This is a genomic window from Streptomyces sp. NPDC044106 (assembly GCF_056433985.1).
Genome location: NZ_JBWKFZ010000003.1, coordinates 126,218 through 138,223 on the forward strand (window position 1 = coordinate 126,218; position 12,006 = coordinate 138,223).

Genomic DNA, 12,006 nt, shown 5'->3' on the forward strand with positions numbered 1-12,006 from the left:
ACCTCGTGTCTGCTCTGTACCGTCGTGGCTATGAGCCGACGGACGGAGCACGGATGCCACGCCGAACGCTTGCAAACCGTCGGCCCTTCGCAGCAAGGGGGGGCGCGCGCTGATGTTGGAGGAAGCCGAGGAGATCGGCCGACGCGTCCGGCGCGCTCGCCTCCGCCTCGGAATGCCACAGGCCGACCTTGCCACCGCCCTCAAGAAGACCCAGGGCTGGGTCTCCAAGATGGAACGCGGCCTGATCGAACTCGACCACATCGGCCTGCTCAACCAAGTTGCCGCAGAGCTGCACGTGCACCCCAACGACCTGATCGGGCGCCCCTACAACAGCTCGCCGGACGAAAATCTGTGGCAGGTCGCGGCGTCCTCCATCCTGCGCGAGATGCGCCGCTACGACCTTGCCCCGGTCTTCGACGGCACCCCGCGAACCTCCGGGCAACTCTGGCAGGAAACGACGCGACTGCACCGTCTGCGCGATGCCGCGGCGAACGTGGCGATCATGCAAATCCTGCCCGACCTCTTCCGCGAGGCTCGCGCCCTCGCCGAAGTCTCCACCGGCCACGAACGCGAGGAAGCGTTCGCCATCTACGCCGTGTGCTGCAAGTTCGCTCACACCGCAGCGCATGCCCTCGGGCACCCCGAGTTGGTCGCCATGGCCTGTGAGCGCGCGGCTTGGTCCGCGCGTCTGTCCGACGACTCCGTCATGCCCGCCGTGGCCGACTGGATGCGCGTATGGGACATGTGGGCAACCGCGGATTGGGAGGACGCCGTCGCCCTGTCCGACCGCGCCATCGGCAGCGTGCAGCAGGGATTCGATCAGGGCGAGCCGCTCGCCATCCGCGCATGGGGATCACTCCAACTACGCGCCGCCGTCTCAGCGGCGCGGGGCGGGCGCACCGCAGAGGCCGACGACCGCATCGGACTCGCCAAGACCGCCGCCGAACGGTTGGGCGAGTACGCAGGCCCGCCCGTGTACGACCGACATTCGCTCACGTTCTCACCCGGCAACGTCCAGATCCACGCGATCAGCGTCGCACTTGAAATGCGCGAGCAGCGCAAGGCACTCGCCATAAACCGGCGCACGTCCCACGACCTGGTCTCCGCACTCCCCAAATCCCGCCAGGGGCACCACCACATGGACATCGCCCGTGCCTGGTTGTGGGACGGAAACCGCGACAAGGCACTGAAGGAACTGGAGACCGCCGAGGGCATCGCGCCCCAGCTCATCCGCAACCATCCCATCGCCCGGTCAACACTGCGCAGCATCGTCCACGCCGAACGAGCCTCCACCCGCGAGAAGCTGCGCCGCATGTCAGACCGCTTCCACCTCGACGGATAAGGGTGGTATTCCTCAGTTTCATATTCGGCCCGTAGCACCCGCGACGAGGGGGCGGGGCCCTCAGGGGCCTTGCCCCTTCACCCGCCCACACAACCTCCGTCAAGCACGGGCACAGCGAGCGCCCCTCGTAGCGAGGGGCGCAGAGCGAGATATTCACTTACCAGTGAAGACCTGCCCCAGGGTCGTCCCTTCGTGCGGACCATCATCCGAGAGCGCGGAGGCACCATAGAAGGCAACCACACCGACGGTGTAGCCGATGAGCAGCATCCAACAAGTGCGCTTCCAGCGCGTGCCGTTCACATCACTCCATTGCTTCATGGCGCCATCCTACCTACTAGCCGCAATAACCGGTCATGCACCAGCCCGACATCCGGTCATTGGCCTTGTTTCCGACTTAGCTTGACTTCGAGTTGGCTCACATGGTCCACAGGTGGCCGGACCCGCCCTTCGTGCTGACCTTGTCCATGGCCAACCATTTATTGGAGGCATGCTCGTTGGTGTTCACCCAGGACGATGCCTGGTTGTCGAACCCGTTATCTCTGGCGATCCCCGCAGTCGTCTCATTGAACTGAAGGCGCCGCCCCTTGAAGTTCTTATCGGCGTAGAAGCAGTACCAACGGCCGCTCTCGGTCCAGCCCTTCGGGCAGCCGTTCACGGTGGCGCCGGCCATGGCCGGCGCCTGCGCGTTCATGAGGAGCCCGGTGCTTGCCGCCTTCACCGTGCGCACACCATCACCCAGGCCGTCGGGAGCCTCATCCTCCCCCGGGTTCGGGAAGACCACGACTGCCTTGCCACCCTCATACGAGACCGCATTGTCGCTGACCTGAACGCCACCGGGGTAGTCACGCAGCTGTTGATCGATATCCGCCTGAAGCGCGCTCCGCCCACTGCCTGCTTGCTGCTCAGCTCCAGCAGGAGCCGCGCCCATCATGCTCAGAACCGCAGCAGCGGCGAGGGGGACGGTTATGAACTTTGCCTTGCGCAACGCACTTTCCAATCAGGCGGAATCAACTTCGCAAGTGATCTTAACCAGGACGTTTAGGGCCCGTTCACTCGGCACGTGATCACCCCCAGCAGGTGATGCGGTTTCGTACTATTCAACAACCTTCAAAATCATCAACGCCCTTGACGTTAGGAGCGTCCGGGTACACCGGCCAGCGCAACGCCCAATGCATGTTATGGACGCGCACCCACGGCCATACGAGTTCGGAGGCGTATAGCGTGCAATGCGTTATGAAATCGCAGGACTACAAACCGAGTTGAGGCCCTTTTGAGCAACTGACTTTCGGAATGAGGTGAGTATCAGCGTGGCTCGCCCCATCGACGAAGGCGACCGCGAGCAGGTGCGCCACCTCCAGGCCTCGCCGTCGCCGTCGCCGTCGCCGTCGAGCTGGAAAAGCTCAGAGGCACGATGGAAACGGGTTTCACCCGCGTCGACGGCTCCCTCGCCCTGCTCGTCCAGCGAGGCGAGCAGACCGACCGCGCCATCGCCGACCACGAGACCCGCCTCGACGCCCTCGAACGGGCACGGTGGCCGCTCCCGTCGCTCGTCGCCCTGGTCGCCCTTTGCGGCCTCGCCGTGTGCTCTGTGGCAGCTCGCCGCCCGATCATGAGAACGCCCCCCGCGACGGCCAAGCATGGCCGTCGCGGGGGGCGTTCTGTCGTTTGTGCAGAAGACAGAAGACGAAAGGACCCCCCGGGGGCCGCTCCCGCCCGGGGGGTCCTCTCAGGGAATCACCGTGCCAGTGGACCTATACGGCCACAGACACGGGAACCGCTCCCCTTCCGCCGCCGCCCGCCCCCACGTGAGAGACGTCGGGTATCGGGCGGACGCGGCGGCGAATGGACCAGGCGCAGCGTCGAGCACGGCGCCTACGCCCGCCCGCGCGGGTGGAGCTGCGCGGCGTCTGAATCAGCACGCGTACCGGAGCGCTGTAGCAGTAGCAGGTGTAGGTGTAGCCGTCCTGGTTGAGCGGCGGGGGTGTCACTGCACGGTGCGGACTCGGCATCGACGCGTAGATCGCCAGGAGCGCGAGGAGCGCGAGGAGCGCGAGGAGCGCGAGGAGCGCGAGCGAGACGGACAGAATGATTGCGCCCCACATGACGCGGTCCATGTTCACCTGTCCCCCTCCGGCGAGCTGGATCGGGGCATGACTAACAGGCCGACACGGTCGGCGAGTTGATAGGTGATGCACCGCGCCAGTTCATGAGGCAGCTCGACCAGGTGCCCCATGTCGAAGTGCAACCAAAGCTCATCCGGTATGCCATCGGTCCGATTCCCCGACACGTGCACCATGCTTGGCCGGATCACGGGGCCCTCTTTCCATCCTCGACAAGGCAGAACCACACAGCTTTGCCGGTTGGAGTCAGGCCACCGAAGTGCGTGATCCCCCAGGAGTCGGCGAACTCGCCGACGACAAACAGACCGAGCCCGCCCTCGCCGTCGGCTACTTCGGGTGGCATGGATCGGTATCGCGGGTCGTTGTCGCGGACGTTCACACGCACCTGAGTTGGGGCGACCAGTACCTCGACGTGCACCGCGGGAGTCTTCGTGTGCCGGTACACGTTGGTGACGATCTCGCTGGTCAAGAGCCGCGCAACCTCGGCGAGGCGCTCGTGTCCAGTCGAGCGGAGAACCGTCACGACGAGGTTCCGGAGCACTGCGGGGGCGTTCGGTCGGTTGCCCGCGACCAAAAGATACGACTCGGGGGTTGTGGGCGGGGGCGGAGAAGGCCGGGCGGGGGGTGCTAGGGCTGTAGGCATTTCGTCGTCTCCCAAGCGGTTGTAACGCGCGCCGCCTGCCACCGTGGCTTGACCGCCTCCCAAGATCACACAGGAGGTTCTAGGCATGCGTGAGCGGTTGGCGCTGCGGGATTACTGGCGTACGGCGTGATGCTGCGACAGACCGTAGCGCGTACGTCTCACTAGTTGTACCCAAACGACTCAACAGATGAACGCGGTAGATACCTGGATGGCGACGGGCCACACTGAGTGCCAACAGCAGGAGGGGACCCGATGCCGCCAAGGAAGGCACCGACCGCACGGCAACGCCGGTTGGGTACCGAACTGAAGAAGATCCGGGAGCATGCCGGACTGTCACTCGCAGAGGCCGCCGCCCTGCTCAGTACCGACCGCACCACCATCAGCAACACCGAGAGCGGACGCTTCGGCGTAAGCGGTGAGCGCGTACGCGCCTGGGCAAGTCAGTACGACTGCCCCGACGCCGAGTACATCGACGCCCTCGCCGCCATGGCGGAAGAGCGAGGCAAGGGCTGGTGGGAGGACTACCGCGGCGAACTCTCCGCCGGCGCTCTTGACCTCGCCGAGCTTGAGCACCACGCCGTCGCTCTGCGAGCAGTTCAGATGATGCACATGCCCGGCCTGCTCCAGACCGAGGACTACGCACGCGCCGTCTTCGCCGAGGCCGTGCCACCCCTGAGCCCCGCAGACCACCGCCGCCGACTCTCACACCGGCTGAAGCGCCGCGACGTCCTCGACCGCGCGACGCCACCAAGGTGCACGTTCCTCATTCACGAAGCCGCTCTTCGTATGGAGTTCGGCGGGCGCCAGATCGCACAGGCCCAACTCGACTACCTGATCAGCGAATCCGAGCGGGACAACGTGACCGTGCGGGTCATCCCCTTCGCCGTCGGTGGTTTTCCGAACGCCGGATCGTCGACACTGTATGCGTACGGGTCAGTGGCGCAACTCGACACCGTGCAGACCGACACCCCAACCGGCCCCGCGTTCTTCGACGCTGAGACGCGTCTCGCCAACTACCGGGCTGTGCTGGATCGGACCGAAACGAAGTCACTCGACCCGGTGCGGTCGCGCGACTTCATCCGCGAAATCGCAAAACAAGCATGAAGGCGTGGGAATAGTGGAAAATCAGTGGCTTAAGTCGTCGTTTTCGACAGACGCAGAGGGCAACTGCCTTGAGCTGAAGCGTGTGGGCGAATCGGTACATCTGCGAGAGAGCGACAACCCCGATACGGTCGTCGAAACGACCCCCGAGAAGCTCCTCACCTTCCTCAGGGGCGCCAAGGCCGGCGAGTTCGATCACCTGATCTAGACCACCGGCACGCCAGACACACGGCCCTCTGTCCGCACGGACAGGGGGCCGTTGGCGTCTCGTATCAAACAATGGCATATGCCGTCTCACTCGTTAGACGTCAAACTGTTGATACGGATTCATAGCTACCGCTACCGTCGGAAGCGCGTCGCCGTAACGGGCTACCGCGGCACGCAACTCCCCTCCTCCTTGCGCCGGTTGAGGGGAGCGCACAGGGTTGCCCCCCGCCAGCTATCGGTGCCCACGCCGCAGGCGGGGGGGCAATCACCAAGCGCACCTCGACGCAAACGGGCGTCCACCGCCCTCCGAACACGCTCTCGTGCAACTCCCCAAGACCTTGGGAAGGCGACAGACATGCAGACACTCGCAGTGACACAGACAGACAAAGGCGGAGTACCGGGCGAGCCCTGGCCCGGCCCCCAAGATCCCCCCTCCCCCGACGGCGGGCCGGGCGTCCCCAATCCGCCCAAGCCCAAGGCCATCCCGTGACGACCGGCGCCTCCGCAACACGCGCAAGCCGCACCGAGCTCGGCCGCGCCCTCATGGCCGGCGGGGCCCTCACAGCCGATTGGGTCCCGGCATTCACCGCCGTGCCCCGCTCCGCGTTCCTGCCCGACCTCATGTGGCCGTTCGACATGGCCGCGGGCCGCAGCGTCCCCGTGTCCCGCACAGAGGCCCCCGAGCAGTGGCACACCTACGCGGACAGCGACGTACCCATCGTCACGCAATGGGACGACGGCAACCACACCGGAACGCAACCCGGCACGCTCTCAACCAGCTCGGCGTCAATGCCGTCCGTGGTGTTCTCCATGCTCCGGGACCTGTCCGTAAGACCCGGTCACCAAGTCTTGGAGATCGGCACCGGGACCGGCTGGACCGCCGCTCTCCTCGCGCACCGACTCGGCGCCGACAACGTGACCAGCATCGAAATCGACCCGGCCACAGCCCAAAACGCATACAAGGCCCTGCAACGCCTCAGTCTCCCCGTAGCAGCCGTCACGGGGGACGGCACACAGGGCTACCCCGACCGTTCCCCGTACGACCGAGTGATCGCGACCTGCGGACTGCGGAGCGATGTTCCATGGGCGTGGGTTGAACAGGCCCAGCCCGGCGGGATCATCCTCACCCCGTGGGGAACAGACTTTGGCAAGGGTGATGCCGTCGCCCGCCTGGTCGTCTCCAAGGACGGCCGCAGCGCCTCGGGTCGCTTCACGGGGCCCGTTGAGTTCATGAAATTCCACGCGCAACGGCTACCGTTCGTCGACCACGCCGAGTACGTTCCAGGCGGCGTGGCGGACGGCGACGAGTCCGCAACGACGCTCACCGAGGCCGAGTTCCTCGGCGGCTCACCGTTCAGCGCCCAGCGCTTCGCCTACGGCCTCCGCATCCCCAACTGCATCATGTCCGTGGCGGACAAGCGTGACGGCGCCCGACCGGTCTGGCTATACAGTCTCAGCGACCGATCGTGGGCGTGTGTCATGTTCCGGGACGGCGACACCACGCGCGTCTGGCAGAGCGGCGACCGGCGCCTCTGGGATGACGCGCACATCGCGTACGACTGGTGGGCCGATAACGGCCGTCCGGACCATACGCGCTTCGGCCTCACGACCACCCCCACAGGGCAAACCGTGTGGCTGGACGACCCCGCCGCAGACTGGCGCCTCGCTTAAGGATGCGCGCAGAGAACGGCCTCAGCACCCGCCACAATGTCGCTCATGTGTTCGCTTACAGGTCCAGAACGCTCGCTCGACAGAGCGCGGTCCCGACCCCCTGTATGGGGAGCCGGGGCCGCCTCACGAGCGTCTTGGCAGGTCAGAGGCCTTTATTACCTTCCTCGACCTCTTCTGCCACTTTGTAAGCAATGCCGTCGAGAATGTCGTGCTCGCTGACCACGACCTCCCGCGCGCCCACCCTGTCCATGATCGCGAGCAGGACGAGGGAGCCCGCGGCGATGACGTCGACGCGGCCCGCGTGCATCACCGGGATAGCGGCGCGCTCGTCGTGCGTGGCGTGGGTCAGGCGGTGCACGATCTGCTTGACCTGGTCGTAGGGGATGCGGGAGTGGTGGATCGCCTGCGAGTCGTACGTGTCGAGGCCCAGCGCGATCGCGGCCACGGTCGTCACCGAGCCCGCCAGGCCCACCAGCGTGCGGGCCTCCTTGAGGGGGACCGTGCTCTCGGCGAGGTCGAGTGCCGCCTCGATATCGGCGCGGATCGCGTCGAGTTGCTCGGGGGCCGGCGGGTCGGTGACGGCGCCGTCGCGTACGAGGTGGCGCTCGGTCATCCGGACGCAGCCGACGTCGACCGAGCGGGCCGCCAGGACGGAGTCGGTGCCGACCACGAACTCCGTGGAGCCGCCGCCGATGTCCACCACCAGGTAGGGCGTGGCGAGGTCGTCACGGCCCGTCAGCTCCTTGGTCGCGCCGGTGAAGGAGAACTCCGCCTCCTCATCGCCGCTGATCACCTCGGGCTCGACGCCAAGGATGTCCAGGACGCCCTGGACGAACTCGTCGCGGTTCTCGGCGTCGCGCGACGCGGAGGTGGCGACGAAGCGGACGCGTTCGGCGCCGTGCTCCTTGATGACGGCGGCGTACTCGCGGCAGGCCGCGAAGGTGCGCTCCAGCGCCTCGGGGGCGAGGCGGCCGGTCCTGTCCACGTCCTGGCCGAGGCGCACGATCTGCATCCGGCGGTCGAGGTCGACCAGCTCACCGGTGGCCGGGTCGGCGTCCGCCACCAGCAGACGGATCGAGTTCGTGCCGCAGTCGATGGCGGCGACCCTGGTCATGCGGTCTCCTCCTCGGGGGCCACGCACGGCGTCACGCACGGGCCCTTCGCCCACCACTCGGGCAGCATCGCGATGGCCTCGTCGCCCAGCGGGTTCACGCCGGGGCCCGCGGCCAGCGAGTGGCCGACCAGGACGTGCAGGCACTTCACGCGGTCCGGCATGCCGCCCGCGCTCGGGAAGCCCTCAAGGACCTCGATGGCGTCGCGGCGGGCGATGTAGTCCTCGTGCGCGGCGCGGTACGCGGCGGCCAGCTCCGGGTCCGTCGTGAGCCGCTCCGACATCTCCTTCATCACGCCGTTGGCCTCCAGCGTGCCGATCGCGGAAGCCGCCCGCGGGCACGTCAGGTAGTACGTCGTCGGGAACGGCGTGCCGTCCGGGAGGCGCGGCGCCGTCTCGACGACGTCCGGCTGCCCGCAGGGGCAGCGGTGCGCGATGGCCCGCAGGCCGCGCGGCGGGCGGCCGAGCTGCTGCTTGAAGGCCTCGACGTCGGCGTCGGTCGGCTCGGTGCGTTCGGTGGTCGGCGGGGGCGTTTCCATGCCTGTCTTTCGATAGTCCGTGGGTCAGTCGCGGGGGTCAGTCGTCGGGGCGGTCGGCCTTGTCGACGCCGTCCCAGACGTTCGAGTACCAGGGCCGCGCTGCCGCCCCCTGGTCCGCGCGCCGGCTCTTCGCCGCCGCGGGGTCGATCACCGTGAAACCGGTCTCGCCGGGCATCACGTAGTGCAGGCGGTCCCGGATGCGCTGCTCCGCGTACGCGTCGTCCTGCCAGCGGGCCTTCTCGTCGCGCAGCTTCTCGACGTCCGCCTGGTGCTCGGCCTGCTGCCGGCGCAGATCGTCGATCTCGGCGCGCTGCGAGACGTACTGCCGCATCGGGTACGCGAGCGCGACGACCAGCGAGCAGAGCACGAGCGCGAGGAGGGCGGCGCGGCCGGTGAGCCGGGAGCGGCGGGCCTGGCGCTTGGTCTGGGAACGGTAGACGCGCTCGGCGGTCTGCTCCCCGAGCAGCCGGAGCCGGGTCGCGGTGGAGAACCGGTCCTTGGTCCCGGCCTTGGCCATGGTGCGGTCTCCCCAGAAGCAGCGCCTATACGTACGTACGTCCCCGCACACGGTACGGGACCGGGTGCGGGGACGTACGTAACTACGTGGCTACGAGAGCTGCTCGGGCCATGCTTCGGCTGCGCGGGGCCTGCTACTCCGCGGAGCGGAAGCGCGGGAACGCGCTGCGTCCGGCGTAGACCGCGGCGTCGTCGAGGATCTCCTCGATGCGCAGGAGCTGGTTGTACTTGGCGACGCGCTCGGAGCGGGCCGGGGCGCCGGTCTTGATCTGGCCGCAGTTGGTGGCGACGGCCAGGTCGGCGATGGTGACGTCCTCGGTCTCGCCGGAGCGGTGCGACATCATGCACTTGAAGCCGCTGCGCTGGGCCATCTCGACGGCGTCCAGGGTCTCGGTCAGCGAGCCGATCTGGTTGACCTTGACGAGCAGGGCGTTGGCCGAGTTCTCCTCGATGCCGCGGGCCAGACGCTCGGGGTTGGTGACGAACAGGTCGTCGCCGACGAGCTGCACCTTGTCGCCGAGCTGCTCGGTGATGGTGTTCCAGCCGGCCCAGTCGTCCTCGAACAGCGGGTCCTCGATGGAGACCAGCGGGTAGGAGGCGACGAGCTCCGCGTAGTACTCGGTCATCTCGGCGGCCGAGCGGGACTTGCCCTCGAACTCGTAGGAGCCGTCCTTGTAGAACTCGGACGCGGCGACGTCGAGGGCGAGCGCGACCTGCTCACCGGGGACGTAACCGGCCTGCTTGATGGCCTCGAGGATGAGGTCGAGCGCGGCGCGGTTGGAGTCGAGGTTCGGGGCGAAGCCGCCCTCGTCGCCGAGGCCGGTGGAGAGGCCCTTCTCCTTCAGCACCTTCTTGAGGGTGTGGTAGACCTCGGTGCCCCAGCGCAGGGCCTCGGAGAACGACTCGGCGCCGATCGGCGCGATCATGAACTCCTGGATGTCGACGTTCGAGTCGGCGTGCGACCCGCCGTTCAGGATGTTCATCATCGGGACGGGCAGCAGGTGCGCGTTCGGGCCGCCGAGGTAGCGGAACAGCGGCAGGTCGCTGGCCTCGGAGGCGGCGTGCGCGACGGCGAGCGAGACGCCGAGGATGGCGTTGGCGCCGAGCGAGCCCTTGTTGTCGGTGGCGTCCAGGTCGAACATGGCCTGGTCGATCAGGCGCTGCTCGGTGGCGTCGTAGCCGACCAGCTCCGGGCCGATCTGCTCGATGACGGCGAGGACGGCCTTCTCGACGCCCTTGCCCTGGTAACGGTTGGGGTCACCGTCACGGAGTTCGATGGCCTCGAAGGCACCGGTGGAGGCACCGGACGGGACGGCGGCACGACCGGTGCTGCCGTCGTCGAGGCCGACCTCGACCTCGACCGTGGGGTTGCCTCGGGAGTCCAGGATTTCCCGGGCTACGACGACGTCGATGGACGGCACGAGCATCTCCTTCTGGGATGTGACGCGTTTACGCGAGCCGCTTCGGCCCTGCGTCTCCTGAGCCTAACCGGCTCCGGGCCTTCAGCCAGCCGACCGCCCGTCCCGTGGGACGGACAAGAGGCCAAATCCCCGGGAATCAGGACGGAGGACCACGTTTCTACTCGCTAGTAGCGAACACGCGGCGAACACGGAGTCGTCGGTCGCGACGCGTCCGGGGACGTTTCCGGCGGCGGACATGGCCCCGCCCCGGTGCGTACGGGGGATACGCGCACCGGGGCGGGGAGCCCGTGGGGACGGGGGCGGCCGTGCGTCCGCCGAAGCACGGCCGGGTGGGGCCGCAGCGACTAGCTGAGGTGCAGCTGCTGGCCCGGGTAGATGAAGTCGGCGTCGCTGATGATGTCGCCGTTCAGCTTGTAGACCTTCTGCCAGCCGCCCTTGACGTGGTGCGACTCGGCGATCTTGGACAGGGTGTCGCCCGTCTTGACCTTGTACTCGCCGTCACCCTTCTTGACCGTCTTGCCGGTCGGGGTCTCGACGGTCTTCTTGGACTCGGTCTGCGGCGCGGGCTGCGGCTTCGGAGCGGCCTGCTGCTGCGGAGCCGCCTGCTGCTTGGGCGCAGCCTGCTGCTGCGTCTGCGGCTGCGGCTTCTGCTGGCGCTGCTGCTGCGGGGCCTGCGTCTGCGAGCCGCCGCCGCTGCTGGGCGAGGCGCCCGAGAGGCCGACGCCGCAGGACGGCCAGGCGCCCTTGCCCTGGCTCGCGAGGACCTTCTCGGCGATTTCGATCTGCTGGGCCTTGGAGGCCTTGTCGGCGGTCGGCGCGTACTTCGTACCGCCGTACGCGGCCCAGGTGGAGGGCGAGAACTGCAGACCACCCTGGTAACCGTTGCCGGTGTTGATGGACCAGTTACCGCCGGACTCGCACTGGGCGACGGCGTCCCACTCCTGGCCGGTGGCGGCGTTGGCCGAACCGGCCGCCATCAGCGGGGCGGCGACAGCGGCGCCGGTCACGCCGACGAGCGTGGCGACACGGGTGGCCTTGGACGGGCGACGGTGCTTGCCCTTGCCGGAAAGCAGCATGAGTTGATCCCCTACACCGACGCCTGCGAGGTGAGCTGTCGGGTTCGGGCCGATGTGGTTGCCCGGTCGCCCTCCTTGAGCGCGACTTCACCCCTAGCCGTTCCCGTCCGTCCCGCGGCGCAGCCTGATGGCTGCTCAGCCGCTCGACGGACGGAACCGGCGCAAACCTTGGTTCCCCCGCTCCTGCCCACGGCGCTCGAAGCGACGACTGTTCCCGTCCGGCCGTTGGCAGGATTCGGCGTACCGACCGGCGGGGCTC

General features: G+C 67.7%; 13 protein-coding genes, 1 pseudogene and 1 riboswitch. Of the genes and pseudogenes, 5 read left to right on the top strand and 9 right to left on the bottom strand.

The window, feature by feature from the left end:
• The first annotated feature begins 112 nt into the window (after window positions 1-112).
• Window positions 113-1,342: a helix-turn-helix domain-containing protein gene (locus AC07DI_RS05740; protein ID WP_478902425.1), complete on the top strand. Its 1,230-nt coding sequence runs from the start codon at window positions 113-115 to the stop codon at window positions 1,340-1,342.
• Window positions 1,343-1,495: 153 nt separating this feature from the next.
• On the opposite strand, the gene AC07DI_RS05745 is transcribed toward AC07DI_RS05740, so the two are convergent.
• Together AC07DI_RS05745 and AC07DI_RS05750 are read right to left on the bottom strand one after the other, a co-directional pair.
• Window positions 1,496-1,660 (bottom strand): hypothetical protein, encoded by a 165-nt coding sequence (locus AC07DI_RS05745; protein WP_478902426.1) that lies wholly within the window; start codon window positions 1,658-1,660, stop codon window positions 1,496-1,498.
• A 97-nt stretch (window positions 1,661-1,757) separates the two neighbouring features.
• On the bottom strand, window positions 1,758-2,327 hold the full coding sequence (locus tag AC07DI_RS05750; RefSeq protein ID WP_478902428.1) for a peptidase inhibitor family I36 protein: 570 nt from the start codon (window positions 2,325-2,327) through the stop codon (window positions 1,758-1,760).
• 405 nt (window positions 2,328-2,732) lie between these two features.
• Here AC07DI_RS05750 and AC07DI_RS05755 point away from each other — a divergent pair.
• Window positions 2,733-2,955 (top strand): annotated as a pseudogene (locus AC07DI_RS05755) (hypothetical protein).
• A gap of 138 nt (window positions 2,956-3,093) precedes the next feature.
• Here the strand turns inward: AC07DI_RS05755 and AC07DI_RS05760 are convergent.
• Both AC07DI_RS05760 and AC07DI_RS05765 read right to left on the bottom strand, forming a co-directional pair.
• Entirely contained in the window at window positions 3,094-3,444 is a 351-nt protein-coding gene (locus AC07DI_RS05760; protein ID WP_478902430.1) for a hypothetical protein, read from the bottom strand.
• Window positions 3,445-3,649: 205 nt separating this feature from the next.
• Entirely contained in the window at window positions 3,650-4,003 is a 354-nt protein-coding gene (locus AC07DI_RS05765; protein ID WP_478902431.1) for an ATP-binding protein, read from the bottom strand.
• Between the two features lie 354 nt (window positions 4,004-4,357).
• On the opposite strand from AC07DI_RS05765, the gene AC07DI_RS05770 reads away from it, so the two are divergent.
• The 3 genes from AC07DI_RS05770 (at window position 4,358) to AC07DI_RS05780 (ending at window position 7,084) form a co-directional block, all read left to right on the top strand.
• The gene (locus AC07DI_RS05770; protein ID WP_478902432.1) at window positions 4,358-5,209 is read left to right on the top strand and encodes a DUF5753 domain-containing protein; all 852 of its coding nucleotides are present in this window, start codon (window positions 4,358-4,360) and stop codon (window positions 5,207-5,209) included.
• A gap of 13 nt (window positions 5,210-5,222) precedes the next feature.
• Window positions 5,223-5,414 (top strand): DUF397 domain-containing protein, encoded by a 192-nt coding sequence (locus AC07DI_RS05775; protein ID WP_478902844.1) that lies wholly within the window; start codon window positions 5,223-5,225, stop codon window positions 5,412-5,414.
• Between the two features lie 485 nt (window positions 5,415-5,899).
• Window positions 5,900-7,084: a methyltransferase domain-containing protein gene (locus AC07DI_RS05780; RefSeq protein WP_478902433.1), complete on the top strand. Its 1,185-nt coding sequence runs from the start codon at window positions 5,900-5,902 to the stop codon at window positions 7,082-7,084.
• Between the two features lie 142 nt (window positions 7,085-7,226).
• Here the strand turns inward: AC07DI_RS05780 and AC07DI_RS05785 are convergent, their stop codons facing one another.
• The 5 genes from AC07DI_RS05785 to AC07DI_RS05805 form a co-directional block, all read right to left on the bottom strand.
• Entirely contained in the window at window positions 7,227-8,198 is a 972-nt protein-coding gene (locus AC07DI_RS05785; RefSeq protein ID WP_478902435.1) for a Ppx/GppA phosphatase family protein, read from the bottom strand.
• Complete coding sequence (locus AC07DI_RS05790) at window positions 8,195-8,734, bottom strand: DUF501 domain-containing protein (RefSeq protein ID WP_384255509.1); 540 nt, start codon at window positions 8,732-8,734, stop codon at window positions 8,195-8,197. The genes AC07DI_RS05785 and AC07DI_RS05790 overlap by 4 nt, the downstream gene beginning before the upstream one ends.
• 37 nt (window positions 8,735-8,771) lie before the next feature.
• Window positions 8,772-9,251, bottom strand: a complete 480-nt coding sequence (locus AC07DI_RS05795) for an FtsB family cell division protein (RefSeq protein WP_384255507.1) — start codon at window positions 9,249-9,251, stop codon at window positions 8,772-8,774.
• Window positions 9,252-9,384: 133 nt separating this feature from the next.
• Window positions 9,385-10,671 carry a phosphopyruvate hydratase gene (gene eno, locus AC07DI_RS05800; RefSeq protein ID WP_384255504.1) on the bottom strand — a complete coding sequence of 429 codons (1,287 nt, stop codon included), beginning with the start codon at window positions 10,669-10,671 and terminating at the stop codon, window positions 9,385-9,387.
• A 344-nt stretch (window positions 10,672-11,015) separates the two neighbouring features.
• A complete protein-coding gene (locus AC07DI_RS05805; RefSeq protein ID WP_384255502.1) occupies window positions 11,016-11,747 on the bottom strand; it encodes a transglycosylase family protein in 732 nt (243 codons plus the stop codon).
• Between the two features lie 4 nt (window positions 11,748-11,751).
• Window positions 11,752-11,952: riboswitch (cyclic di-AMP (ydaO/yuaA leader) on the bottom strand.
• Between the last annotated feature and the right edge of the window lie 54 nt (window positions 11,953-12,006).

Bases quoted from the DNA above. Each gene is read 5' to 3' on its own strand.
- AC07DI_RS05740 (WP_478902425.1), top strand. From the start codon at position 113: ATGTTGGAGGAAGCCGAGGAGATCGGCCGACGCGTCCGGCGCGCTCGC.
- AC07DI_RS05760 (WP_478902430.1), bottom strand. From the start codon at position 3,444: ATGTGGGGCGCAATCATTCTGTCCGTCTCGCTCGCGCTCCTCGCGCTC.
- AC07DI_RS05795 (WP_384255507.1), bottom strand. From the start codon at position 9,251: ATGGCCAAGGCCGGGACCAAGGACCGGTTCTCCACCGCGACCCGGCTC.
- AC07DI_RS05805 (WP_384255502.1), bottom strand. From the start codon at position 11,747: ATGCTGCTTTCCGGCAAGGGCAAGCACCGTCGCCCGTCCAAGGCCACC.
- AC07DI_RS05790 (WP_384255509.1), bottom strand. From the start codon at position 8,734: ATGGAAACGCCCCCGCCGACCACCGAACGCACCGAGCCGACCGACGCC.
- AC07DI_RS05745 (WP_478902426.1), bottom strand. From the start codon at position 1,660: ATGAAGCAATGGAGTGATGTGAACGGCACGCGCTGGAAGCGCACTTGT.
- AC07DI_RS05770 (WP_478902432.1), top strand. From the start codon at position 4,358: ATGCCGCCAAGGAAGGCACCGACCGCACGGCAACGCCGGTTGGGTACC.
- AC07DI_RS05785 (WP_478902435.1), bottom strand. From the start codon at position 8,198: ATGACCAGGGTCGCCGCCATCGACTGCGGCACGAACTCGATCCGTCTG.